Source organism: Prosthecobacter sp. (assembly GCF_029946185.1).
Taxonomy (GTDB): domain Bacteria; phylum Verrucomicrobiota; class Verrucomicrobiia; order Verrucomicrobiales; family Verrucomicrobiaceae; genus Prosthecobacter.
On record NZ_JAQSEA010000214.1, the window covers coordinates 1 to 24,680 of the forward strand.

Sequence of the window (24,680 nt, forward strand, 5' to 3'; positions counted from 1 at the left end):
CCTGCGGGGCTGCGTGATCGTGTTTGATGCCGGCTCCGCACGCATTTCGTCGCAGGAACAGACGCGGCTTGCCATCCTGTCTTCCACCTTGCTCGCCGCCGGACCGAGACTGGGGCTTGTCATCGGCGCTCACCCTGATCCCGCCGGACCCGAGAAAGTCGAAAAAAACATCGGCATAGCCCGTGCTGAGGCCGTGATGTCCTTCCTCGTTGAGCAGGGCGTGCCCGCTGCTGACATCCGTGCGGTGGTGTTTGATCCCGTACCTGCCGATTCGTCTGCGCCTCTGGCCCGCCCGCGCAGCGTCGAACTCCTCATTAAATAGTCATCCATGAAATTCGACTTTGAATCCCTTTCTGCCGAGCCGCTGTTTTACATGCTCATGCACAGCGGTGCTTTTGTCTGCGTGCTGGGGGCCATCTTCTTCGTCGTCGGCCTGCTGTTTGGCTATGCGACCTGGGGGCGCTTCAAGCGTCAGACACGCAAGCTGCTGGGCGAGGCATCCTCAATGAAGGACGAAATCGCCAGCTTGAAGCGCAAGGTCGGCGAGCACTCCATCCTCTCCGGTCCTGCCGTCGTGATGGCCACCGAAACCATTTACATGCCCCAAAAAGAGGACACGGCCGCCGCTGAGGCCGATCCCGCCTTCACGGAAGAAACCCTCACCACGCCCCCCGAACCCACCACGCCGCCACTGGAAGCCCCCGCACCGGAGGATGCCCCGACGCCGGAAACATTGCCCACCGTACCGACAGAGCCTCCACATGCTTCTCCTCTCGCCGCCATCATTTCTGCACCGCAAGACATAGAAGCATCGGTGTCTGGCGTGGATGCGCATGAGGCTCTCCTCCCCCCATTGACCGAGCTCTTGCTGCCTGCCTTGCCTGAACTGGAATTTCAGCCTGAACTCAAGGTTGAACCCAAGTTCGATACAGAAATCGATCCCAAGCTCGGCTTCATTTACAAAAAGCAGCCTGAAAAGACGGACGACCTCACCGCGCTCAAAGGCGTCGCACCGACGCTCGAAAAGCGTCTCCACGAATTCGGCGTTTACACCTACGCCCAGATCGCTGCCTGGGATGATGACCACGTCAAGGAGTTCTCCACCCGTCTCGCCTTCAAAGACCGCATTCAGCGCGAGCAATGGGTGGAGCAAGCGCGGGAGTTTGCGATCAAACAGACTCTCAACTAAGCCCGCTCCGAATCCGCAGGCGAATCGCATTCCCCGCGCAACCGCCGCTGCATCGCTGGGTTGGATGCGGGCATGATCACGCGTCTTTCTTTGCTGGTGCTGCTGTCCGCCACTCTCACCGCCAGCGCTGCCGACTGGGCACGTTTTCGCGGCCCCAATGGCAGCGGCATCGCGGCGGATGACAAGCCTGTGCCGGTGGAATGGAGTGCCACGAAAAATCTCAAGTGGCAGACGGCCTTGCCCGGCCCGGGTTCTTCGAGTCCCATCGTGGTGGGGGACCGTGTCTTCGTCACCTGCTGGAGCGGCTATGCGACTGAGGGTCAGCAGGGCACGGGTGACATCACAGCGCTGATGCGCCACCTCATCTGCGTGGACCGCACCACGGGCAAAATCCTCTGGGATCGTGCCGTGCCTGCCAAGCAGCCGGAGGAACGCTATGGAGGCATGTTTGCCCAAAACGGCTACGCCAGCCATACGCCGGTCTCGGATGGGATGAGCGTCTTCGCCTTCTTCGGCAAGTCCGGGATTCATGCTTTTGATCTGGATGGCAAAGCGCTGTGGCAGGCGGATGTGGGCGACTGGGATGACCGCCGCGGCTGGGGCACGGCCTCCAGCCCGATCCTGCATGGCGATGTCTTGATTGTGCCCGCTCTGGTGGAGAGTCAGGCGCTGTTGGGCTTTGATAAGACCACGGGCAAACAATTGTGGAAGGCACCTTCGGAAGGATTCGCCGGCACGTGGGGAACTCCCATCGTCGTCGAAGTCGATGGCCGTGCCGATCTTGCCATCGCTGTGCCGAGCGAGGTCTGGGGCTTCAATCCTGACACTGGCAAACTGCGCTGGTATGCGACCGGTCTGCAAAGCGACTCCGTGTGCAACAGTGTGGTGACGGATGGCAAGGCCATCTTTGCGATGAGCGAGCGCGGCGGTGGCTCCGTCGCCATCAAAGCGGGTGGCAAGGGGGATGTCAGTGCCACGAATACGCTGTGGACGGGCGCGAACGGCTCGCGCATTGCCACGCCGATTTTCTGGGAAGACCGGTTGTATTGGGTCAGTGGTTCCATCGCCACCTGTCGCGATGCGAAAACGGGTGCAGAGGTTTACAACGAACGCATCGAGTCCAGCGCGGGCGGTGGCGACACCACCAATCAAGGCGGCGGCGGTGGACGTCGCGGTGGTGGCATGAGCGGAGGCGACTACGCTTCGCCTGTGGCTGCCAACGGTCATCTCTATCATGTGAGCCGGCGCGGCGAAATCCTCGTGATCAAGCTCGGCCCCAAGTTTGAACTGATCTCGCGGAATCGGATTGAAGGGGATACTTCGGATCACAGTGCGACGCCAGCGATCAGCAACGGGCAGTTGTTCCTCCGCTCCGCAAAGACGCTGTATTGCATTGGGGAGTGATGGGGCTGCATGTGCGGTTTCCTACTTGCTGAAGAGTGCCGTTTTCGATAAAACGGGTGCATGAATTCGCCTTCTTCGAAAAGCTGTGGAGCATTGGAGCGCCGCCCATGATCTTGCGCTTGCTGCTGGGACTCTTCCTGGCCTACCCATTACCCGCCCAAGACCTCAGCTCACTCCTGGCTCCAGACCTCGCCGATGGCTTCGATTTTCCTGTGGGCGGCGCGGATGGCACAGCGGGATACAGGGATCAGGCCGCCAAACGCCGACATAGGAGCTGGAGCGTGAATGAGACGGTGATTGATGTGCTTGGACTTGAGGCTCATGAAACATGGAAGGGCAGTGGTGACGGTAACACGGCTGTGAACCAACCGGTCCATGCGCTGGCGGCGGGAACCGTGGAGGATGTGAAAAACGGCGAGGTCTGGGTGGAGCATCGCTTTATCGACAACGGTCAACTTCAACGCATCCTGATTGGCTACGGAGGCATCCATGCCTGCGATCTCAAACCGGGGGACAAGGTGAAGCGGCGGCAGCGCATTGCTCAGATCGCGCCCGATTTGAATGATGCGCATGCGCAGCTCAACCTCACGCTGCGACATCTGCTTTACGCGGAGGCGGCTACGTGGCAGAGGAGTGTTTCAGCTTTCATTCGCAGCCATCGGCATCTGCTGGTGCCTGCGAAAGAGGAGCGCCTGCTCATTGCGGTGAAGCATGCCTATCAGCTGCATGTGTGCGAAAAAGGACAGGTGAAGCTCACGCTGCCCATGGCTCTGGGGCAGGATGGCAGGCAGCGGAAGATGACTGATGGCGACAATCGAACCCCGGTGGGTGACTACCGCATCACGCAGAAAGCGAAAGGGCCGTTCGATGGAGACTACGGAGCCTATCTGGGCGCTGCATGGCTGCGGCTGAACTACCCGAACGCTTACGATGCGCGGACTGCCTTGAGCGAAAAGCGCATCAACAAGCGAGAGTATGATCGCATTGCTGCGGCAGCCCTGAAAGGTTCATTAGCTCCGACTGATACCGCACTTGGCGGCGGCATTGGTATCCATGGCTGGATCAGCGATTGGCCCGACGGCCACCACCATCTCACCTGGGGGTGCTTGAGTCTGCGGCAGGTTGATTTGCTGCAGGTGCATGATTGGGTGAGCAAGGGGACGCGGGTTTTGATTGTGCCGTGAATCGGAAATGCGCGGTGCATTGAGCGTTCCTCGACGTCGCTTATCTCAGCGGATTCCAAACCTTCTGAAACCCGAACACCTCAAAGTCCTTCACATTGACCGTGGCGAATTCAGTGACGCCGAAGGCGCGCAGGCAGAGGGCTGTGCGGGTGTCGTAGATGCGGCGGCGGGCGATGCCGGGTGTGGCGGCTTGCTGCCAGAGATCGGCATGAACTTCGCGGCTGGTGGGAGGGAATCCGAGGATTTTCCAGCGAGGATGATGGCGATAGCTTTGGATGATGCGCACCGCATCAGGAGCAGAGAGTGGCTTCTTCAGCACGGCTGGATTGCGAAGGAGGAGGTAGAACTCGGTGAGAACAAACTCACTCAAGGCCACGCTCTCGCTGGCAGACATGGAGGTGATGAATGCGAGCGCACGTCCATGCTCGGGGGCTGCCTCGCTGTAGGCGTACAGCAGGAGATTGGTGTCAATTGAGAGCATGGAGCGATATTGAGGGATCAGGCCAGTCGGGGATCGGCGTCGGCAAAGGCGGCGTCGCGGAGCTGGGATGCACTCATGCCTTTCCAGCCGACTTTGCCGGAGGTGGGCGGTGTCCAGGTGGTTGTCTCAGCAGTGGGCGGCTCGGGATAGACCTGCAGCAGCAGTTCGGCCCCGCGGCGGAAGGTTTCCGCCAGCGACCACTCACGTTGTTTGGCGAAACTGCGTAGTTCACGAAACAGCTCCTCTGGAACCTGGATCTGAGTTTTATTCATGCTGAAATTATCCAGCTCCATCAATTTAATGTCAAGGTGGCTTCCTACCGCCATTCATGCTTCGGGTATCTTCCCCGTAGCTGCGTTTTCACGGCGGGATAGCCTTCGCGCCAGAAGCGGCCGATGTCGCCGGTGGTTTGGATGGGGCGCTGGGCGGGGGAGAGGAGGTGGACGGTGACGCTGATGCGGCCGGCGGCGACTTTTGGGTTTTCGATGACGTCGTACATGTGCTGCAGGACGGCGCTGACACTCGGCGGCTGCTTTTCGTCATAGACGATGCGGGCGGTCTTGCCGTTTTTCAGGGGGTAGCGTTCGGGGGCGTATTTTTCGAGCATGTCGCGCTGCGCATGGCTGAGCCACTGGTGCAGGGCGGGGAAGATGTCTTTGTCCTTGAGCTGGCGGTAGGCGATGCAGCCGGTGCAGACTTGCTCGATGATGAGGTGGCGGTCTTCTTCGCCGATGGGGGAGATTTCGAGGTCGGGCATCCACTTGGAAAGGCAGTTCACGCGGGTGATCCATTGCTCGACTTTGTCGTTCCAATTCGTGAGCTGGAGACGGCCAGCGATGACTTCGGCGGCGAGCAGGCTGGCGGCGGTGGATTCATCGGGTTCGCCGCGTTCGCGACTGCTGAGCACGAGGCTGCGGAAGCGGACTTCTTCGAGGTTCATGACGCGGCGGTTCACGGTGTCGTAGGCGGCGCGGGAGGCTGTGGTGAAGTCGGCGGGGAAGAGTTCGCGCAGCCAGTCTTCTTCGATACGGGTGCAGTTGTTGAGCTGCACGGTGAGCGCCTTGCCCTGCACCTCGACGATCTCGGAGGCGACGATCAGGCGTGGCGGGCGGATATGCGCGTCTTTGCCAAGGTGCCCGCTGTAACCTCCGGCGAGGCGGTAGATGCGGCTGCCTGTGCTGGTCTCGACGCCGAGGTGATCGCTGAAGGCGGCGAGCAGCATTTTCGCGAGAGCGATGGGATCGGCGACTTCGTCGTTGATGGGCAGGCCGGAGCGTTTGGCGAGCTGGAGGAACTGGTCGGCGCTGCGTGCGGCCTCGCGTGAGGCATTGGCGTGGATGCCGTAGCGGGCGCAGTCGTCAGGGTTGAAGTTCGTGGCTTCGGCGCGCGCAAAGGCGCGCAGGATGGCCTGGAATTCGGTGACGTCGTCGTGCTCCCAGAGGTCTTCGTTTTTATGAGAGGCGTTGTTTTTACCGACGAGCAGGATGTCGCGCCCTTGGGCGGCGGCGGCGCAGAGGGTGGCCTCGCGCAGGCAGCCATACTGCGCGGCGGCGAGCAGCATGCGGGCAAAACGCGGGTGCAGGGGGAAGCGGCTCATCTGTTTCCCCAGCGTGGTGATGCGGCCCTCGTGATCGATGGCACCGAGATCGTGCAGCAGGTTCTCTGCGCGCGACATGGCGGCGGGCGTGGGGGCTTCAAACCAGGCGAAGGGCTCAGGTGAGAGGACGCGTAGTGCGAGGAGGGCTTCGCTGAGATCGAGGCGCTGCACTTCGGGGAGTTCGCTTTCAGGACGCAACAAGTGATCGCGCTGCGTCCATAGACGCACGGCGATGCCGGGGCCTAGGCGGCCTGCGCGTCCGGCACGCTGCTCCGCCGAGGCACGGCTGATCTTCTGCACGGTGAGGGTGTTGATGCCACGGCGCGGATCATACGAGGCGGTGCGGGCCTGGCCGCCGTCCACCACGGCGCGCACGCCTTCGATGGTGAGGGAGGTTTCGGCGACGTTCGTACTGACGATGATCTTGGGCTGCTCGCCGGGCGTGACGGCGGCGTCTTGATCTTGCGGTGTGAGTTCGCCATGCAGAGGGACGACGCGGCGGCCCCGCGCAAAGCTGCGGCCCTGGATCGCGGCGATGGTCTTGCGGATTTCATGGCCGCCGGGCATGAAGACGAGCATGTCTCCGGAGAAGCCGGGTGAGAGGGCGAGGTCTTCGCAGGCGCGTGCAGCCTGATCCCAGATGGGTTCGGGGTAGCCGGTCTTGAGCTGGAGTGGAGCCTGATAGCGCACCTCCACAGGGAAGGTGCGGCCTTCGGATTCGAGCAGTTTGGACGGCTGCATGAACTCGACCAGCGGCCCCGAGACCAGCGTGGCGGACATGACGATGATTTTTAAATCTGGCCGACGTGTGCGCTGAAGCTGACGGGCGAAGGCGAGCACGAGATCGCCATCGAGATGACGCTCATGGAATTCATCGATGCAGATGCAGCCGACGCGATCGAGTGCGGAATCTTCGAGCATCATGCGCAGCATCACGCCTTCTGTGACATAGCTGAGGCGGGTCTCCTTGCTGGTGATGTTTTCAAAGCGCACCTGATAGCCCACCTCGCCGCCGAGGCGTGCATTGCGCTCGCGTGCGACGCGCTGGGCCAGCATGCGCGCGGCGATGCGGCGTGGCTGCAGGACGATGCAGCGTTTGCCCTCGGCCAGAAAGCCGGAGTCGAGCACGAACTGCGGCACCTGCGTGGATTTGCCGGAGCCGGTGGGTGCTTTGATCAGCAGATTGGGCAGCGCCGGATCGAGCAGAGCGGCGGTGAAGGTCTTGCGGAGTTCGAAGATGGGGAGCATGAAGGAATGACGAATGAAGAATGCAGAATGACGAATTCAGCATCGCGGTCGAGTCATTCATCACTTTTCACTTCTTCGCCTTCTCAGCGGCTAGGAACGCCTGCCGCTCGCCCACCAGCACTGCACCCCACGAGCGAAGTTTTTCAAAGCCGAGCAGGAACACCCCGACCGCTCCGATAGCGGCGACGAACCCGCCGAAGCCCAGCGCGACGCGCTCTGTGTAGCACGTCCAGATAAACTGGCCGACACACAGCACGGCCACAAAGAGCAGCGTGGGCTTGCGGCCAATGAGATCCACCGTGAAGGCACCCAGCGGCGCACCCAGCGCTACGATGGGCGCGGCGGCGAGCCAGTTTTCAAACACACCCGGCTGCATGCCTGTGGTGCAGTTCTTCACGACGATGCCCAGCACCGAGGTAAAGGCCATGATGAGCACGGAGGTCGGGATGGCGATTTTCAAATCCGCACGGCAGAGCAGCACCAGCAGCGCATAAAGCACCATGTCGATGCCCACGCCGGTGACAGCGGCGACAGTGGCGCCGGCAAACACGCCCATGGCCAAACCCACACGGAAGTCCCAGCGCTCGTCGAATTCGGTCATGCCATTGTGCGAGGCGATCTCGCCGATGCGGTACAAATGCAGCACGCCAAAGCTGGCCCAGACGACTGCAAAGACGAGCTTGATCCACAGCCCTGGAATGTACGGGGCGATCCAAAAAATCCCGGCAGGCAGTCCGATCAACGTGCCCACCATCGCGCCCTTCAGCATGGACCACGCGAGCGGCTGGCGGCGGCAGAGGATGAAGATGCTCGCGCTCGTCATGCCGATGGACTGCACCGCAAAGCTGAAGTCACGCCCCAGGGCGGGGGACAAACCAAACAGCAGCACCAGGATGGGGAAGCCCACGGTGCCGCCGCCCATCGGCGTAGCGCCGGCCACATAACTACCAATCGCCATCGATAGAGCGATGGGCCAGTGCGCCGTCACGACTTCCCAGCGGTCATGGCCAAACACCAGCCACGACCACACGCAGTAAAAGCCGAAGAGCCAGAGGAACCAGATCCAGAGATGTTGTTTGCGGGGAGTTTGGATGGACATGTGTCGCCTCATACGTTCTGACGCTCAGTAACGAAAATAGTCTCTTGCTATCGCTTCGATGCCGGTTCGGTATAAAGGCTGCCGATCATGGAACTGTGAGATCGGCCAGGCCCTGCCATTTGTTTTTCACACCTTGGGCACGAGTTTCTTCAAGTCTTCCGGCAGCCAGGCGCGCAGCATCGGTCCGGTGGTGGCGGTGGTGACGAGGCACATGATGATGAACATGGTGAAGAGCTTGTCATTGAGCAGGCCGAGCTCCTTGCCAACGCTGATGGCGATGAGGCCCATGAGGGCGCGGGTGTTTAGCAAAGCGCCGATGGACAAACCCTCGCGCCAGCTTGCTCCGGCCCAGCGCGCGCCGAGTGTGCAGCCGCCTAGTTTGCCGATGATGGCAACGGCGGAGACGAGGAAGCAACCGATCCAGGCGGTGGCATTGTCAAAGCTGCCGATCTTGGTGTTGAGACCCGTGTTGGTGAAAAAGATGGGGACTAGGGCAACGATCACGAAATCAGCAAAGCGATCGCGCCAAGCTTTCACCAGGGCAGGCTCTGAGTGCAGCGCCACTCCGAAGGCAAATGCACCAAAGATGGCGAAGATGCCGAGCCTGCTGGTGATCAACGCAGAGACGAACAGCGTGCAAAAGAGCAGGGCCAGAAACCCCGGAGTGAAGGTGTCCGTCTGGTATTTGGCGCACTGCTTGCGCCAGGCCCGGATGATGAACGGGCCGACGACTTTCATCAGCACGTAAAAATAGAGAACGATCAGCGCGGTCTGGCCGAGGAAGGGCACCCACGAGAAGTTGTCTCCCTGTTTGATGAGGGCCGTGGAAATGCCGAGGAAGATCCAGCCCACGGCATCATCAATGGCGGCGGCGCTGATGGCTGTAGCTCCGAGTGCGGTGCGCTCCAGCTTCATCTCCAACAGGATGCGGCCCATGATCGGCAGTGCAGAAATGGACAGCGCGATGCAGACAAAGAGCTGGAAGCCAAACAGGGGCAGTTCCGGGGCGAAGGTGCGGTGCAGCCATGGCGCGATGAGCAGCCCACCGGCCAGCGGCGCGAGGATGCCCATAATCGAGGAGCTGATGACAACTTTGGATTTTTTGCGCAGGTGCGAAAAATCGAACTCCATGCCGACCTGAAACAGCATCAGCAGCAGGCCGATTTTTGCCAGCAGTGCGAGCGGACCTTTGACCTCTTCGGGGAAAATGAAGGAGACGAAATCGGGGGCGAACAGGCCGATGAAGGATGGCCCCAGCAGCAGCCCGGCGGCGATTTCCCCCAAGGCTGGCGGCTGGCCGATGCGGCGGCACAGTCGGCCCATCAGCCAGGCGGCGGCGATGATAACGATCCAACTAACCAGGACCAGCTTGAGGGTGTCTTCGATTTTGGCGGGATTCATGCGGGCGGATTTATGCTCCATAAGAACGGTAACGAAAATAGGCTTTCGCTATCGCTTTGATGCCGGTTCGGTATAGTTGGCACCGATCATGGAACTGCGACATTTGCGATATTTTCAAGCCGTTGCCGAGGAGCTGAGCTTCTCGCGTGCGGCGCGGCGGCTGCGCATTGCGCAGCCGGCGCTGAGCCGGGCGGTGCAGGAAATGGAGCGGGAGCTGGACACGCAGCTCATCGAGCGCGAGCGCCGCTCGCCCCGGCTGACGCCTGCGGGTGCGGTGCTGCTGCATGAGACGGGTTTGATCCTTGATAGACTTGAGGAATCACTGCGCCGCGTGCGCCGGACGGCGAAGGGGGAGGAAGGCGAACTGCGACTGGGCTACATTGGCCCGCCGACGCGTACGTTTCTGGCTCGGCTGCTGAAGGAATACGGCAAGCGCTTCCCGCGTGTGACGGTAATTCTAGAAGAGCGCACGCCGGAGCGTGTGTGGGAGATGGTGTCGAAGGGGCGGCTGTCGGTCGGTCTGACGCGGCCCGTGCTCGCGCATGAAGTGCTTGGTTTGCAGACGCTGCTGCTACGCGAGGAGAAGTTTTGCGCGGCGGTGCCGAAGGATCATGCGTGGGCGAAGCTGCCTTCGCTGTCTTGGAGGAAACTCGCGGGCGCGCCGCTGATCATTCTGGCACGGCGCGAGGGCGCGGGTTCGCATGATGCGATCCATGCAGCGTGTGAGGCGGCAGGAGTCGTGCCGCGCGTGAAGCACACGCCGAGTCTGATTGGCACCATCATGCAATACGTGGAGTCAGGTGCGGGCATCGGCATCGTGCCCGAGAGCACTGCCAGCAAGAATTTGGTGCTCATCCCGCTGAAGCCGCAGCAGACCATCCCTCTGGTGATGGTGTGGGCGAAGGAAGGGGATGATCCGGCAGTGGTGGCGTTTCGGGATCTGGTGAAGGAGTGGCTGCGCGAAGGGAAGCTTTGGGAGGTATAAGCGGCGCGCTCTCAGCGGTCGGATTCAAACTGTTCGCGAGTACGCGGAGGATGGAATCTGTCTGTCCGGTAATCGTGAGTGATTCTTTTGGACGGCGGAGGACCGGGGTTTAGAATCATCTCATGGAGATTGGTATCGACAGCTTTGTGGCAAATCCGAAGGACCCGAAAACCGGTATCGCTCCAAGCGGGGAGGAGCGCATCCGGCATCTGCTGGAAGAGATCGAGTGCGCGGATCGCTCCGGTATCGACATCTTCGGCATTGGTGAGCATCACCGGCATGACTTTGCGGACTCCGCCCCGGCGGTCATCCTCGCGGCGGCAGCGGCGCGGACGAAGCGTATCCGCCTGACGAGCGCAGTGACCGTGCTCAGTGCTCACGATCCAGTGCGGGTGTTCCAGGACTTTGCCACGCTGGATTTGATTTCGCAGGGCCGCACGGAAATGATCGTGGGGCGGGGTTCGTTCATCGAGGCCTATCCGCTGTTCGGCCTGCAGTTGAATGACTATGAGTCGCTTTTCATCGATAAGCTGGATCTGCTGCTGAAGATCCGCAGCGAAGTGGAAGTGAACTGGTCAGGCCGCCACCGCGCGCCCTTGACCGGGCAGGGCATCTATCCGCGGCCCTTGCAAGATCCGCTGCCGATCTGGCTGGGCGTGGGCGGCACGCCGGAGTCATTCGTCCGCGCGGGCACGCTGGGCCTGCCGCTGATGGTGGCGATCATCGGCGGCCAGCCATTCCATTTTCGACCGCTGGTGGAGATGTATCGGAAAGCCTGGCGCAAGGCGGGCCACCCGGAGGAAGGGATGCGCGTCGGCGTCCACGCTCTCGGCTATGTGGCGGAGAGCGATGAACAGGCTGGCGAGGATTTCTTCCCCGGTTACGCACGGGCATTCACGGAGATCGGCAAGGAGCGTGGATGGCCGCCCACCACTCGGAGCCAGTTTGAGGCGGGTCGCGGTCCAAAAGGTGCCCTGCTGGTGGGCAGTGCCAAGACCGTCGCAGCACGGGTGCTGACCTTCAGCGAGGAACTGGGAGGCATCGACCGCATGACCTTTCAGATGAGCGTCGCTTCGCTGCCACACGACCAGCTGATGCGTTCCATCGAGATCCTCGGCAAGGAGGTTGCCCCTGCGGTGAAGGCTGCCATGGCGCGTTGATTCTTTGTTCGGCCATTCCGCGAATCCGGGCTTGCCCCTGCGCCCCCGTGGTGCTCCTTTCGCGCCCCCCTTTTGCCGGTGGCAATCCAGTCATTCGGCATTCCTCAACCACCCCATCGTCCTACCTACCATGTCCACCGACGCCAAGAACTCTATCGCGCAAATGGAGAAGATCGTTTCTCTCTGCAAGCGCCGCGGCTTCATCTTTCAAAGCAGCGAGATCTACGGCGGCTGCGGCGGTGTGTGGGACTACGGCCCGCTGGGTGCGGAGCTGAAGCGCAATCTGCGCAGCGCTTGGTGGAACACCATGACGCGCGAGCGTGAAGACGTGCTGGGCCTGGACGCCAGCATTCTTATGAATCCGGCCATCTGGAAGGCCAGCGGCCATGTGGACACCTTCGCCGACCTCATGCGTGAGTGCTCGCTGACGAACAAGCGCGTGCGTGCGGACCATGTGGAGCCGCAGGAAGGTGTGGTCATGAATTACAGCGGTGCGAAGTCGCCGACGGGCTGGAAGCTGGCCCGCCCAATCTCGGTGCTGATGAAAAAAGGCGAGCACATCGAAAGCCTGCGCAAGCGCGTGCGCACGCTCATCGCCTCGAATGCGGGCGAAGCCGCAGGCAAAGTGGAGGAGATCGAACTGCTCGACGAAACCAAGGGCGACACCTTGGAAAAGACCGTTGATTTCCACCCGGAGACCGGTGGTGCTCTCGGCGAGGCGCGTCCGTTTAATCTCATGCTGAAGACTTACCTCGGCCCAACGGCGACCGAGGCGGACGTGACCTACTTGCGCCCGGAAACGGCGCAGGCGATCTTTGCGCAGTTCAAGAACGTGTTCGACTCCAGCCGCGTGAAGGTGCCCTTCGGCATCTGCCAGATCGGCAAGGCCTTCCGCAATGAGGTGACGCCGAAGAACTTCACCTTCCGCAGCCGCGAGTTTGAGCAAATGGAGCTCGAGTTTTTCATCAAGCCTGACGAAGTCGTGGAGATCATCTGCGGCGAGGTCGCCCCTTGGAGCGAGGGCGCGGATCTGAGCGAGCCGAAGCCCAACTGGGGCTGGCAGTTGTGGCACCGCTACTGGGTCGATCAACGCACCAAGTTCTACCAGGGCATCGGCCTCGGCGACGTGCTGGAGTATTACTGGCAGACCTCCGATGATCTCGCCCACTATGCCCGCGCCTGCGTGGACATCCTGTGCGAGTTCCCCTTCGGCACCGAAGAGCTGGAAGGCATCGCCGCTCGTGGTGATTTCGATTTGTCCGCGCATCAAAACGCCAGCACCAAGTCCCAAGAAATCTTCGACGAAGAACTCAAGACCGCCGCCGCGAAACTCACGGACGAGCAGAAGGAAGCGCTGATTCAGAAGCGCCTCGCTGTGGAAGCTGCGAAGACCAAGGGAGCGCCGATGACCGAGGCCGCTGTGCGTGCGTGGTTCGAGCGCCTCTTCAAAGGCAGCTATGTGCCGCACGTCATCGAGCCCTCGGCAGGTCTGGACCGCATGGCGCTTGCTGTGCTGGCCAAGGCTTTCTCTGAGACTGAAAAAGTCGATGAGAAGGGCAAGAAGGAAGTCATCACCGTGCTCCGCCTGCATCCGCGTGTGGCCCCGATCAAGGTCGGCGTATTCCCGCTGCTGAAGAACAAGCCTGAACTCGTGGCCAAGGCACGCGAGGTCTATGCGCTGCTCAAGAAGCACATGAACTGCTTCTATGATGAGACTGCTTCCATTGGTCGCCGTTATGCCCGCCAAGACGAAGTCGGCACGCCCTTCGGTGTGACCATCGACTTCGAAACCTGCGGCGAAAAAGGCCCCGAACTCCTCGATACCGTTACCCTCCGCCACCGCGATAGCGGCGAGCAGGAGCGCGTGAAGATCAGTGAGTTGCTGGGCAAACTGCTGCCGCTGGTGTCGTAATCAGGAACTGATGTGACCGTCATGTTCGAATGGGCATGACGGCACAGCTTGCATCAGCGTGAAGTGGTCCGCACACTCCGTGTGCGGTGATGTAAAGATACCGGATTACGCTGGCACCAGCGTCGTGGGAAGGTTCATTGATGTGAACCCGAAATGGGCAATGATCGCCATGCCTGTGGCAACTGACGAACTATTGAAAGCCGAGGTTCACCCAGACCGACTGCGATGAAACTTCCATAGGGCCATATTCGCTTATCTGAGCTGTATCCGCTGCATCCCGGCCATAGCCGATGATGACTCGGTTGCCTTTGGGGTTTTCCTGGGTGGCGTCAAAGGTGTACCAGCGCCCTCCAACGAAGGCCTCAAACCAAGCGTGCAGATCCATCGGGTCGAGTTGGTAAAGATAGCCAAAGACCATGCGGGCAGGAATATTCAAAGCCCGGCACAGAGTGATGCCCAGATGGGCAAAGTCGCGGCAAACTCCGGCGCGGCTTTTTTCCGTCTCAACGGCTGATGTCGAGCCAGTGCTCACGCCATATTTGTATTCGATGTTCTTGCTGATCCATTGCCGGATTGCCTCCACTTGATCGTAACCAGGTGCGGCTCCTCCGGTGTAGCTGGCAGCGGTGTCAGTGAACAAGTCAGACTGGCAATAGCGACTTGGAAGCAGGTATCGAAGCACAGAATCCGGGAGATCTTCCACCGGCGTTGGCGGGGTGCCGGGAGCGATATCCATCACGTCAGATACATCAACGGTCCCCATGAAAGTGATGTTGGTCGTGCCGGGCGACAAAACCGTACGCTGACAAAAATTGCCAAACTCGTCCGTGAAGTCTTGGAGGCAGACCTGAGGATAAACCGTCATCACGCTTGAAGTGACCTGCTGGCCTGCCCCTGTCTGTGGCTGAAGCATAAGGGAGAGCGGGACCCGGTCTTGAGCCTCCAAGGTGATGTTGCAGCCAATGTTTAAAATCATGATGGATAGGGAAGAGTGGAATTTTCGCCCCGACGCTTTCTTCGATGATGGCGTCCACATCGGATGCATGGACTTCAACGTTGCGTCTGCTGAGGGCGTTTGCGGTGCCGCCCGTTCAGTGGTTTCTTGGTGCTATTGTATCCGGTGTTTGTTAATGTCCTTGGTCAGTAGGAACGAACTCGGAAGTTCGTCCTACGGTTCCATGCAGGCCTGCTATGAAGGGGATTATCTTTTTCACCTTTTTCCCGAAGGGATCAGGATGATGCCTCTCCTAATGTAACGGCTGTGGCCGCGCCGTCAGGCAATGTGCGACGAAGGAAGTACTTACATCTCCAAAAAGTTCTTCAGCAGCTTCTTGCCTTCCTGCGTGAGGATCGATTCAGGATGAAACTGCACACCGTGGATGGGGAGTTCCTTGTGGCGGAGGCCCATGATTTCGGATTCGTCATCGCTGGCGGTCGCGGTGATGGCGAGGCACTCGGGCAGGGTGTCGCGTTTGACGAGGAGGGAATGGTAGCGCGTGGCCTCAAAGGGCTGCGGCAGGCCTTTGAAGACGGATTCTCCCTGGTGATTGATCATCGAGGTCTTGCCGTGCATGAGGCGTCCGGCGCGGACGACATCGCCACCGAAGACGTGACCGATGGCCTGATGACCGAGGCAGACGCCGAGCAGCGGAGTGGATTTGCCAAAACGCTCGATCACGGCGCAGCTGATGCCGGCTTCCTTGGGGGTGCAGGGGCCGGGGGAGATGCAGATGTGGTCAGGCTTGAGCTTGGCGATCTCATCGAGCGTGACCTGGTCGTTGCGGCGGATTTCCATGACGGCTCCCATCTCGCCGAAGTACTGGACGAGGTTGTAGGTAAAGGAGTCGTAGTTGTCGATGATGAGGAGCATGGTGGAGCGTCAAGCGGTCAACGGTCAAGAGGTCAAGGCGGGTCAGAAGCCGCGGAGCTGGAGGATGTTGTCGAGCTCGGCCTGGAAGGCGGGGATGTCTGCGGGAGGGGGCTGGTAGCCGGGGGCGGGGCCGCGCATGCCGAAGCGGCCCTGCTCATCCATGAACCACTGCACGGTGACGCCATCGCTGAAGGAGGCCCTGCCGCTGATGACGGCGCCGGGAGGCGGGACTTCATCCACGCTGACCTTCAAGCTGCTGTCGGCGGGGGCTTCCCCGGCGACTGCGGCGTCATCACCGGCTGGAGTTTCGGGCGGAGGCGGGGCGGGTTTTTCCTCGGGCGGGACTTCGCGGGGCTTTTCCTGCAGCTTGATGCCGAGCTCCATGATGAGGAGGCGCGTCTCCATGTAGGTCAGCGTGGTCTCGCATTCGCTGCGGAGGCGGTCCTGGATCTGATTGAGATTGGCACCTTCAGCGGCCCATTGTGCGACGAGCTGACGTTGTTCCGGAGTGAGATTGGCCATGAGAAAGGGGATACGTAGCGGGAACGGCTTCAGCCGTTCATCTTGTCGGTGATGATGTGGCAGAGCGAGGACGCTTTTTGATGCAGCGCCTTCACTTCTTTCTCGGTCAGAGCCTTGCCTTCAGGTACATCCAGCAGCGGAAGCATGCCTTCAAGACCTTTGCGCAGCTCCTGCAGCGCAGGATTTTTCATGATGCTGGGGTGCAGGCTGTCCAGGCTCATCATGTAATACTCGGCGATGTCACGGCGGGTGAGCTGGCGGGTTTTTTCCTCCGCGTAGTTGTCGCTGATGCTCTTGGTGGCGATCTCCAGCGCACGCAGCCAGCCACCGAGGCTGATCAGGTGGGCGATGTCAACATCCCGCAGCAGCACCATCTCCGCCTCCACGTCCGCCTGGGTTTTGGCCAGTTCCACGCGCAGGTCCTGCCAGTTGCCCTTCAGACTGTATTCAAACAAGCTGCCGGTATGCTTGTTCATGCGGTTGCCCGCTCCCAGCGCCTTGCCGTACTTGATCATGGCGCGGCCCACAGCCTCCATCTCCTCCACGCGCTCACATTGCACGATGAGGAAGCCATCAGCGATCAGGGTGCCGAGGCCCATCGCCACGATGATGCGGTCAGCGGGAGTTTTGTCCGTGAAGGGCCGCTTGAGGTCGTCAAAGCGCAGCTTGCCCACGTTGTTGAGCATGTCGAAGAGCTTGCGGATGGAGGGCGTGGTGAACTGGTTCACCCCGAATTCCTCACGCACATGCTCATCGCCCACCACGTCTTCAGGGATGGGGTTCTTTGCCGGCGTGCGTTCCGGTGCTTCCTGAGCGTTGAGCACGGCAATGCCAGCGGCTCCGAGAAGGGGCAGCAGCAGGCGGGCGATGAAACGACGAGTCATGGTCGGGGAGAATACGTAGTCGTTCCGGGATTTCCAGTGCGAGTCTGCAAAAGTCTTTAACGCGCAATTCGCTACATTTGCACGATTCCCACCGTTCATTGGTTCTACCATGCGCCTGTTCTTCACCCTGATCCTTCTTTCAGCATTCAACCTGTCCGCCCAGGAGGCACCACCACCGCTGACGGAGTATGAAGGCCGTGTGATCGCCCAGACGATGCACTGGAAGGGCGCAGAATGGCTGATGCGCCGTGTGCGCGAGCAGGAAGAAGGCCCCTCCCAAATGCGCGAGCAGCTCCAGGTGAAGCCCGGCATGGTCGTCTGCGACATGGGCTGCGGCAGCGGCTACCACACCCTGCCGCTGGCCGAAATGGTCGGTGAAAAAGGCAAGGTCTATGCCGTGGATGCACAGCCCGAGATGATCGAGATGCTCAAGGTGAACATTGAGCGCAAGGGCCTGAAAAACGTCGTGCCCATCACCAGCCTCTTCCACGATCCCAAGCTCCCCCCCAACACCTGCGACATGATCCTCATGGTCGATGTTTATCACGAATTTTCGCACCCGGTGCAGATGCTCGCAGGCATGCGTGCCGCCTTGAAGCCCGGCGGACAGCTGGTGCTCGTGGAATACCGCGCCGAAGATGAAAGCGTGCCGATCAAGCCTGAGCACAAGATGAGCAAGAAGCAGATCACCAAGGAGATGAACGCGAATGGCTTTAAGCTGGTGCGTGAGTTTGACGGGCTGCCGTGGCAGCATTTGATGTTCTTTGGGAAGGACGAGAAGGGGAGTGGGGTGCCGGTGAAGTAGGGGCTGCGCTAAATTAATCAGCGCTGTTTTATTTTCCGGCTACTCAGCCTCTTACTCTCTTCGTTTTTCCTCACGCTGTGAGAAAGCAGGGAGGAGGAAGAGGAAGATTGGTGGGATCACAGTACATTCACCGCAGCCCCGCCGTCCACGATGATGCCCTGGCCGGTGATGTAGCTGCCGGCTTCGCTGGCGAGCATGAGGGCGGGGCCGGCGAGTTCGCGCGGGGCCGCCCAGCGCTTCACCGCTGTGCGGTCGGCGAAGTATTGCTTCTCCTCGTCATTGAGGAGCTTGCCGGGCATGTCGGTGAGGAAGGGGCCGGGGCAGAGGCAGTTCACGGTGATGCCGTAGGGGCCGAGATCGAGGGCGCTGGCGCGGGCGAGGCCGATGAGGGCGGCTTTGCAGGCGCAATAGACATTGCGCTTCAAGCGACCGCCGACGCCGAGGACGCTGGAGATGTGAATGATGCGGCCCCACTGGCGGGACTTCATGCCGGGGACGACGGCGCGGGTGAGGGACATGACGGCGGTGAGATCGACCTCGACATTGCGGTCCCAGACTTCGTCGGTGATTTCGTCGATGGCCTGGGGGTTGTTGATGCCGGCGTTGTTGACGAGGATGTCGATCTTGCCGAGGCGCTTTTCGGCTTCGACGGCGAGGGCTTTGACGGCGGGGCGGTCGGCCATGTCGGCGACCATCCATTCGACTTTGACGCTGAGGCCTGCGCCGATTTCAGCGGCGGCGGCGGCGAGCTCTTCGGCGTTGCGGCTGGAGATGAAGATGTCGGCACCGGCTTCGGCGAAGCCGCGCGCCATGGCTTTGCCAAGACCTTTGCTGCCGCCGGTGATGAGTGCCGCTTTGCCGGAGAGATTGAAGAGTGGGGAGGACATGCGCGCGGTTTAGCATGCGCGTGTGTCTTGTGCGAGTGGAAAGCGCAGGAGGGGTGATCATGCGCTGGAAGAGACGGGCGGGCTGTCGCCACACCCATCCAACTGGCGAGGGCGTATGCGCTGGGTAGCACGCCTGGAGCGAGCTGAAGCTCACGAGTACTTTATTTTACTACCTTGCCGCCGAGGGAGAGGATGCGGGCTTTGCCTTTGGCGTCTTCGGCTTCGGCGATCTGCTTGTTGCTGACGTACATCTGCGAGAGGGCGGTCCAGGCGAGGAGGTCGTTGGGCTGAAGCGTCGTCGCCATCATGCCGGCACCGATGGCCTCCTTGACCTCACCGTTGCGCAGCAGGGCCATGCCGAGGGCGTGCCAGCTTTCAAAGTGGTTGGGGTCCAGCGCGACGCAGCGCCGGTAGATGGCGATGGCCTCTGGCAGTTCGCCGAGGGCGACGTGCCCGCTGGCGTCATCATAGAGATCTTCGACGCTGGATGGCGTGGTGCTCATGCGCGTCAATGGGGGGTGTCTCAGCCCAGCTTGGCGATCACGATGCGTGCGGCCTCGTGCTGTTTCTTGAACCAAGCCTGAAAGAGGCTCATGCGCTCCTGATCAGAAAGGGATTCGACTTGGTTCTTGCGCAGTTCGACCGCATCCGGGCGTTTGCGAAGCTCCTTGGCGCTGACGTAGATGAGCAGCGTGCCCTTGTCGAAATCCACAGCATGCGAGATGCTGCCGACGGCGGTTTTAGCGGCCTCCTGGCCGATCAGGAAGCTGTTGGGCACTTCCGTGGGAGGATTGGCGGTGTCGATGTCCGGCAGGGACTCAAGCGTGAGTTTCTGCGCCTTCACCAGTTCATCGATTTTCTTGCCCGATTTCAAGCCTTCGATCAAAGCCAGACGTGCTTCATTCACAGCCTTGGTGCGGGCTTCATCTGCCTTCTGCCCCACCAGCACTTCTTTGATTTTGGCAGTCACTTCGGCGAGCGTCTGCTGCTTGGGTTCTTCGATCTTGGTGACATCAAAGACATACCAGCCCTTGTCGCCTTCGACGGCTTCAGCGGGTGAGGTGGAATCCTTGGGGCGGGCGAAGATCAGATCGAGCAGGTTGTTCTCGGTCTTGAGTGCTTCAGGAGGGCTGCCTTGGGCAAAGGCAGGCACGGTTTCCACTTTTTCCTTCGTCGCTGCTGCCGCCTCGGCAAAGGTTTTGCGGGACTTCTGGTCAGTGGTGAGGGCATTGAAAGCGTTCACCCGTTCTACGACTGCACTCTCCGCCTTCTGGCGCTCTTCCAGCGGCTTCTTGTCGAGATCCTTGGCTTTCTCAAAGAACACGTAGCTCACGGCGCGCTTTTCGACGGTCTTGTAGTTTTCCTTGTTCTCCTCGTAGTACTTTTTGATCTCGTCATCGGTCACGGTGGCGGTCTTTTTGAAAGCCTCGGTCTCGAAGGTGATCTTGCCGCCTTTGACTGTCTGGTAGCTGCTGGCATACTGCTTCTCAGCGGCCAGCGGGGAGGCGGTGTAGCTCTTGGTCACAAGGTCCTGCAGCTTGCGCAGGCCGATGCTGTCCTTCATGATGTCGAGCAGGGCTTCGCTGTCGAAACCCATGGAGCTGGCGAGTTGCTCCAGCATCTGGCCACGGGAAACGTCGAACTTGCCGTTGTTTTGCAGGGCGGGGAGTTTTTCCAGGGCTGCGCGGGCTTCCTCATTGCTGGGGCGGATGCCGAGATCTTCCATGAGCTGACGTGCCACGAAGAGATTGGCGAAAGAGTCCAGGCCGCCAGAGGAGGGGATGATCCGCAGAATCGAGGCCATTTCATAGGACTGCAGGTAATATTGGGAGAACTCCACAGACCGCTGTGCACGCTGGACATCCGCAACGCTGTAATCCTTGCCAGACACAGTCAGTGCGACGTCGGTGGGGAGCAGCTTTTTATCGGGGTTCGCGGCTGTCTGAGAAACTCCATAGTAGAACATGGAGATGATGATGGATGCCGTCAGGGTGATGAGGAAGGCGCCACGGTGGCGGCGGAAAAATTCGAGCATGGGAAGTCGGGGCGGTTGAAGGGCGCGCAATAAGCCGCAGCGTACCCCGGCGGCAACCGGAAAGTGGAGCTCAGTCATCTGACGCCAACCGGAAACATTCGGCCTCACTTCTTGACATTGCATGCACCCGGCACACTTCATGCACTCCGTTTTCTCTGTTGATTGTCTGCCCTCATGCCCCAAGCCCCCACGAAACGCTACTGGACCGTTCGTTCCTCCTCCATCCACAATCGTGGCATTTTTGCTGCTTGTGACATTCCCAACGATGCCCCGATCATCGAATATGTGGGCGAAAAGATCACCAAGGCGGAGTCCGCCCGGCGTGGTGAGGCGCTGGTCGAGAAGTCCAAGAAGACCGGCTGTGCCGCCGTGTACGTGTTCACCCTGAACCAGCGCTACGACATTGATGGTGCCAAAGGGAAAAATCCTGCACGCTACATCAATCATTCCTGCGCCCCCAACTGCGATGCCTACATCATGCGCGGTCGTATCTGGATCTATTCAGTGCGCGACATCAAGGCCGGCGAGGAGCTGACCTACAACTACGGTTTTGATGTGGACACCTGGGACGAGCATCCCTGTCGCTGCGGTGCGGAGCGCTGTGTCGGCTTCATTGTGGAGGAAAAGCAGTGGCCGAAACTCCTGCGCAGGCTGGAAAAAGTAGAGCGCGATGCAAATAGTGGCAAGCTCAAGCTCAGTGGCAGCACCACGCCACCAGCCAAGAAGACCTCCGCAAAGAAGACCTCCGCAAAGAAGACCTCCGCAAAGAAGACGTCAGCCAAGAAGACGTCAGCCAAGAAGCGGCTGGCCAAGAAGACTCAGGCGAAAAAGAAAAAGTAGCGCGCGTCACAGACTCCTCACACCCGCCGCGCTTCACGTTCCGTGATACGTGCGGCGGCGCTGTTTTGAAAATGGGTGATCGCCGCAGCGAGAGCGTCGGCGGCATCAGGTTCCGGCGTTTCACGCAGGTGGAGCTGGGCGCGGACCATGAATGCCACCTGGTCTTTCTGCGCAGCACCGCGCCCCACGGCGGCCTGTTTGATTTCACGCGGGGCATATTCGTAGATCGGCAGCCCGTGCTCGGCGGCCGCGATCAGGCAGGCACCGCGTGCCGTGCCTAGCACGATGGCGGTTTTGTAGCTCTGTACAAAGATGGTGGATTCGATGGCGCACACCGTCGGCGCGTGCCGCAGGATGACATCATTCAAACCGGTTCGAATGGCGACCAGGCAGCCGGAGGGGAGCAGCGCTGGCTTGTTGTGAATCACGCCCCATTCAATCGCGCGCACCACACCTGCGGCGCTTTCCACCACGGCCCAGCCCGTTTTACGCAGTGCGGGATCAATGGCCAGTACGCGTTCGACGGCTGGCGTTACGGCTGCAGCGGTGGGACTGCGGACGATGCGGGCCATCAGCGGCGTTTTTTAGATCCGCCCTCGCCGAGGCGGAAAAGTTGGTCCACAGAAACGGTGCCCGAGCCAAACAGGAGCAGCGTCACGGTGATGATCAGGTAGAGCCATGCAGCCTCCACGCGGGGAGAGCCTGCATTGTGCAGCACCACGAGGGTGGTGATGACCACAGGCAGAAAGACAAAGGCAAAAAGCCGGGTTAAAAACCCAATGATCCAGCTCAAAGCCACGCCGACGATGAGGATGGCTACAATCGGGGCCAGCAGGTGGGCCTGGGGCATGCCTGCCTCATGAAATGCCGGGACCCACGCCCAAGGCGTTTCGTGAAAGAAGAAATGGTAGGCGTTTTGAACGGCACTGATGCCGTAGCGTGTCATGAGCAGCAGCCCGGTCCCGATGCGGAGGACGGCGGCGGTTTGAAGGAGGGAACTCAGGGGGCTTTGCGCAGCGGCGGGGCCACTACCAGTGTATTCGAGCATGGTGCGGGAAATCAGATGTCGGGAGAAAGGGTGATGATGTCACCAGCCTGCGGCTTCCAGTTTTTATTCGCTGATTCCAGCGAAGTGAAGAAGTGACGCTGGCCATGACGGGAGGTGTAAACGGCGCGAGAGGTGGAGCCCGCCTTGCGACCGCCGGTGACGGTGACCGCCTGTTGCACGCTCATGGCCTTGAATACCGGAATAAATTCCGCTTCCATCACATCCCCATTGAGCGAGATGACCGGGGTATTTTCCACCGAGATGATTTGCACGGTGATCTCCCGGGTGTTTCGGCCTGCCAGCCGGAACACCGTGGCGATGGCCTCCGCCGCCTTGGGCAGATGCAGGCCGCCGACACGCGCTGTGCCCACCTTGCCGAGAGGCAGTGTACCGTCGGTGGTGACCATCACAATGCCGCGATAGATGCGTTCTGGGCTGCGTGTGCCTTCATAAACTTCAAGGCGGATGGTGTGGCCAAAGCCAAGGGTTCCGCGTGAAGTAAAGGGAACATCCGGATCTTCAGCGCCCTCCTTGTCCCTCTCCGCCATGCCGGGGACGAGCTTCGCTACGGTGTTTCTGCTCGGCAGGCTGGGCATGCCAATCTTCGGCAGCTTGGGCATCGATTTGGGAATGATGCTCTTGATCATGCCGCAGGAGCAGAACACGAAGCTGGTGGCGGCAAAAAGAAGGGCAGAGGGTACTCGCGACATGGAGAGAAAACAGGTTTAGCCATGATGGAGTCGCGTGGTGCGATGGCAAGGAGCTTTCGCTTTTGGGGCGGATACTTCTTGTCCGGTGCGATTGTTTTGCGGCGCGGGCTTGACGGAGATCACACTCCAGCCACGGGCGGCGCTGTGCCGCCAGCGCCAGCCGCATAGAATCGCAGGGCCTCCGCGACGGAGGCCGGACGGTTGGTTGGCAGTCGGTTGATGAGCCATTCCACCCATTTCACCGTGCTCGCGGGCAGGTCGGGCCGCAGGGTGGCCAGCGGCCGGGTGCGTGGGTGCAAATGCGCTACCATCACCTGCGGCTTGGTGTCGCCCTCGAAGGGGTGCTGCTGCGTCAGTGCGTAGTAAAAAAGGCAGCCCAGAGAATAGAGGTCCGTGCGCACATTGAGCGCCGCTCGCTCAAACTGCTCCGGGGCCATGAAATGAATGGAGCCGGGCAGCCCTTGGCAGGGAGACTCGTTCTGCCGCTCTCCCTGTGGGGTGTTTTTCGCCAGGCCAAAATCGAGGATCTTTACCTGCAGCCCCCCCTCCGGCAACCGGTGGAGCATGAGATTCCCCGGTTTCAGGTCCAGGTGCAGGAGGCCCTTCGCGTGCACGGCGCGCATCCCCTCCAGCGTCTGCCGCACAAGGGCGTCGAAATCATTGGCAGGCAAGGCACCGCGCATGATCACATCCTCCAATGTCTCTCCCGGGACCAGCTCCATCACGATGAACCCACCCTCGGCATCCACGCCATAATCATACACAGCCACAATGTTCGGATGCACCAAAATCGACTGCAGCCGCGCCTCGCGGATCAGGGCATCCACCGCCGTACCGCAGCCACCCGACTTGCCATTCAGGATGCGTTTGACTGCCACGTCGCGCCCTAGGTGGGTGTCCCGCGCTCTGAAGACAGCCCCCAAACCACCTTCGGCGATGGGAGCGAGCAATTCATAGCGTTCGTTCATCTGGAAAGGGATGCTGACACTTTCAAGCTTTCGCGCAATGAAACTTTCGCGCGTTTTATCAGGTGTGCTAAATTCACGGCTTCCACCATGCACCTGCTCAGCGTTAAAGACCTCAAAATTCACTTCCCCGTGCGCGGGGGCTGGTTAGGCCGTACAACCGACGTCATCAAGGCCGTGGACAAGGTCAGCTTCGAAGTGGAGGAAGGCAGCACCGTCGGCCTGGTCGGCGAGAGCGGCAGCGGCAAGTCCACCGTGGCCCGCGCCCTGCTCAAGCTTACCCCCGTCACCTCCGGCAGCGTGAACTATCGCGGCATGGAAGTACTGCCGATGACGGAGAGCGAATTCCGCCCGCTGCGCAGAGAGATGCAGATGGTGTTTCAGGATCCCATCGGCTCGTTGAATCCGCGCATGACGATCGAATCCATTCTCGGCGAGCCATTGCAGATTCATT

Annotated in this window: 26 protein-coding genes; 10 read left to right on the forward strand and 16 right to left on the reverse strand. The window is 60.5% G+C overall.

Annotation, left to right across the window (positions count from 1 at the left end):
• The 4 genes from PSV43_RS18040 to PSV43_RS18055 form a co-directional block, all read left to right on the forward strand.
• Positions 1 to 322, forward strand: a 322-nt coding sequence (locus PSV43_RS18040) for an OmpA family protein (RefSeq protein ID WP_300200553.1), incomplete at its 5' end; no start/stop codon positions are given.
• Between the two features lie 6 nt (positions 323 to 328).
• Positions 329 to 1,189 carry a hypothetical protein gene (locus PSV43_RS18045; RefSeq protein WP_300200556.1) on the forward strand — a complete coding sequence of 287 codons (861 nt, stop codon included), beginning with the start codon at positions 329 to 331 and terminating at the stop codon, positions 1,187 to 1,189.
• 72 nt (positions 1,190 to 1,261) lie between these two features.
• On the forward strand, positions 1,262 to 2,593 hold the full coding sequence (locus tag PSV43_RS18050) for a PQQ-binding-like beta-propeller repeat protein (protein WP_300200559.1): 1,332 nt from the start codon (positions 1,262 to 1,264) through the stop codon (positions 2,591 to 2,593).
• 107 nt (positions 2,594 to 2,700) lie between these two features.
• Entirely contained in the window at positions 2,701 to 3,777 is a 1,077-nt protein-coding gene (locus PSV43_RS18055) for a L,D-transpeptidase family protein (protein ID WP_300200562.1), read from the forward strand.
• Positions 3,778 to 3,817: 40 nt separating this feature from the next.
• Here PSV43_RS18055 and PSV43_RS18060 read toward each other — a convergent pair whose 3' ends face one another.
• From PSV43_RS18060 to PSV43_RS18080, 5 genes are all read right to left on the reverse strand, one after another.
• Positions 3,818 to 4,258, reverse strand: coding sequence for a TA system VapC family ribonuclease toxin (locus PSV43_RS18060; RefSeq protein WP_300200566.1), 441 nt, complete (start codon positions 4,256 to 4,258; stop codon positions 3,818 to 3,820).
• A 17-nt stretch (positions 4,259 to 4,275) separates the two neighbouring features.
• Positions 4,276 to 4,530 carry a hypothetical protein gene (locus PSV43_RS18065; RefSeq protein ID WP_300200569.1) on the reverse strand — a complete coding sequence of 85 codons (255 nt, stop codon included), beginning with the start codon at positions 4,528 to 4,530 and terminating at the stop codon, positions 4,276 to 4,278.
• Positions 4,531 to 4,574: 44 nt separating this feature from the next.
• Entirely contained in the window at positions 4,575 to 7,103 is a 2,529-nt protein-coding gene (gene hrpB, locus PSV43_RS18070; RefSeq protein ID WP_300200572.1) for an ATP-dependent helicase HrpB, read from the reverse strand.
• 67 nt (positions 7,104 to 7,170) lie between these two features.
• Positions 7,171 to 8,202 carry a sulfite exporter TauE/SafE family protein gene (locus PSV43_RS18075; protein WP_300200574.1) on the reverse strand — a complete coding sequence of 344 codons (1,032 nt, stop codon included), beginning with the start codon at positions 8,200 to 8,202 and terminating at the stop codon, positions 7,171 to 7,173.
• 126 nt (positions 8,203 to 8,328) lie between these two features.
• Positions 8,329 to 9,603, reverse strand: coding sequence for a cation:proton antiporter (locus PSV43_RS18080; RefSeq protein ID WP_300200577.1), 1,275 nt, complete (start codon positions 9,601 to 9,603; stop codon positions 8,329 to 8,331).
• Positions 9,604 to 9,691: 88 nt separating this feature from the next.
• Here PSV43_RS18080 and PSV43_RS18085 point away from each other — a divergent pair, with 88 nt between their 5' ends.
• From PSV43_RS18085 to PSV43_RS18095, 3 genes are all read left to right on the forward strand, one after another.
• Positions 9,692 to 10,588: a LysR substrate-binding domain-containing protein gene (locus PSV43_RS18085; RefSeq protein ID WP_300200580.1), complete on the forward strand. Its 897-nt coding sequence runs from the start codon at positions 9,692 to 9,694 to the stop codon at positions 10,586 to 10,588.
• Positions 10,589 to 10,710: 122 nt separating this feature from the next.
• A complete protein-coding gene (locus PSV43_RS18090; RefSeq protein ID WP_300200583.1) occupies positions 10,711 to 11,748 on the forward strand; it encodes an LLM class flavin-dependent oxidoreductase in 1,038 nt (345 codons plus the stop codon).
• Between the two features lie 130 nt (positions 11,749 to 11,878).
• Entirely contained in the window at positions 11,879 to 13,660 is a 1,782-nt protein-coding gene (locus tag PSV43_RS18095; RefSeq protein ID WP_300200586.1) for a glycine--tRNA ligase, read from the forward strand.
• Positions 13,661 to 13,850: 190 nt separating this feature from the next.
• Here PSV43_RS18095 and PSV43_RS18100 read toward each other — a convergent pair whose 3' ends face one another.
• The 4 genes from PSV43_RS18100 to PSV43_RS18115 all read right to left on the reverse strand — a co-directional run bounded on the left by PSV43_RS18100 (position 13,851) and on the right by PSV43_RS18115 (position 16,936).
• Positions 13,851 to 14,705, reverse strand: a complete 855-nt coding sequence (locus tag PSV43_RS18100) for a transglutaminase family protein (protein ID WP_300200589.1) — start codon at positions 14,703 to 14,705, stop codon at positions 13,851 to 13,853.
• 255 nt (positions 14,706 to 14,960) lie between these two features.
• A complete protein-coding gene (locus PSV43_RS18105) occupies positions 14,961 to 15,530 on the reverse strand; it encodes an aminodeoxychorismate/anthranilate synthase component II (RefSeq protein WP_300200592.1) in 570 nt (189 codons plus the stop codon).
• A gap of 42 nt (positions 15,531 to 15,572) precedes the next feature.
• Positions 15,573 to 16,052 (reverse strand): hypothetical protein, encoded by a 480-nt coding sequence (locus tag PSV43_RS18110; RefSeq protein WP_300200595.1) that lies wholly within the window; start codon positions 16,050 to 16,052, stop codon positions 15,573 to 15,575.
• 29 nt (positions 16,053 to 16,081) lie between these two features.
• Positions 16,082 to 16,936, reverse strand: coding sequence for a hypothetical protein (locus tag PSV43_RS18115; RefSeq protein WP_300200598.1), 855 nt, complete (start codon positions 16,934 to 16,936; stop codon positions 16,082 to 16,084).
• Between the two features lie 109 nt (positions 16,937 to 17,045).
• On the opposite strand from PSV43_RS18115, the gene PSV43_RS18120 reads away from it, so the two are divergent.
• A complete protein-coding gene (locus PSV43_RS18120) occupies positions 17,046 to 17,741 on the forward strand; it encodes a class I SAM-dependent methyltransferase (protein WP_300200601.1) in 696 nt (231 codons plus the stop codon).
• Positions 17,742 to 17,857: 116 nt separating this feature from the next.
• Here PSV43_RS18120 and PSV43_RS18125 read toward each other — a convergent pair whose 3' ends face one another.
• From PSV43_RS18125 to PSV43_RS18135, 3 genes are all read right to left on the reverse strand, one after another.
• Positions 17,858 to 18,628: an SDR family oxidoreductase gene (locus tag PSV43_RS18125; protein WP_300200604.1), complete on the reverse strand. Its 771-nt coding sequence runs from the start codon at positions 18,626 to 18,628 to the stop codon at positions 17,858 to 17,860.
• A 161-nt stretch (positions 18,629 to 18,789) separates the two neighbouring features.
• Positions 18,790 to 19,131 (reverse strand): tetratricopeptide repeat protein, encoded by a 342-nt coding sequence (locus tag PSV43_RS18130; protein ID WP_300200608.1) that lies wholly within the window; start codon positions 19,129 to 19,131, stop codon positions 18,790 to 18,792.
• 20 nt (positions 19,132 to 19,151) lie between these two features.
• Positions 19,152 to 20,663, reverse strand: a complete 1,512-nt coding sequence (locus PSV43_RS18135) for a peptidyl-prolyl cis-trans isomerase (protein WP_300200611.1) — start codon at positions 20,661 to 20,663, stop codon at positions 19,152 to 19,154.
• Positions 20,664 to 20,837: 174 nt separating this feature from the next.
• Here PSV43_RS18135 and PSV43_RS18140 point away from each other — a divergent pair, with 174 nt between their 5' ends.
• Positions 20,838 to 21,503: an SET domain-containing protein-lysine N-methyltransferase gene (locus tag PSV43_RS18140; RefSeq protein WP_300200614.1), complete on the forward strand. Its 666-nt coding sequence runs from the start codon at positions 20,838 to 20,840 to the stop codon at positions 21,501 to 21,503.
• A gap of 17 nt (positions 21,504 to 21,520) precedes the next feature.
• On the opposite strand, the gene ruvC is transcribed toward PSV43_RS18140, so the two are convergent.
• The 4 genes from ruvC to PSV43_RS18160 all read right to left on the reverse strand — a co-directional run bounded on the left by ruvC (position 21,521) and on the right by PSV43_RS18160 (position 24,229).
• Positions 21,521 to 22,075 carry a crossover junction endodeoxyribonuclease RuvC gene (gene ruvC / locus PSV43_RS18145; protein ID WP_300200617.1) on the reverse strand — a complete coding sequence of 185 codons (555 nt, stop codon included), beginning with the start codon at positions 22,073 to 22,075 and terminating at the stop codon, positions 21,521 to 21,523.
• A complete protein-coding gene (locus tag PSV43_RS18150) occupies positions 22,075 to 22,551 on the reverse strand; it encodes a DoxX family protein (RefSeq protein ID WP_300200620.1) in 477 nt (158 codons plus the stop codon). Before PSV43_RS18150 ends, ruvC begins: the two co-directional genes overlap by 1 nt.
• 11 nt (positions 22,552 to 22,562) lie before the next feature.
• Positions 22,563 to 23,261, reverse strand: coding sequence for a hypothetical protein (locus PSV43_RS18155; RefSeq protein WP_300200622.1), 699 nt, complete (start codon positions 23,259 to 23,261; stop codon positions 22,563 to 22,565).
• Between the two features lie 119 nt (positions 23,262 to 23,380).
• The gene (locus tag PSV43_RS18160) at positions 23,381 to 24,229 is read right to left on the reverse strand and encodes a serine/threonine-protein kinase (protein WP_300200625.1); all 849 of its coding nucleotides are present in this window, start codon (positions 24,227 to 24,229) and stop codon (positions 23,381 to 23,383) included.
• Positions 24,230 to 24,316: 87 nt separating this feature from the next.
• Between PSV43_RS18160 and PSV43_RS18165 the strand changes: the two genes are divergently transcribed.
• Positions 24,317 to 24,680, forward strand: a 364-nt coding sequence (locus PSV43_RS18165; protein WP_300200628.1) for an ATP-binding cassette domain-containing protein, incomplete at its 3' end; no start/stop codon positions are given.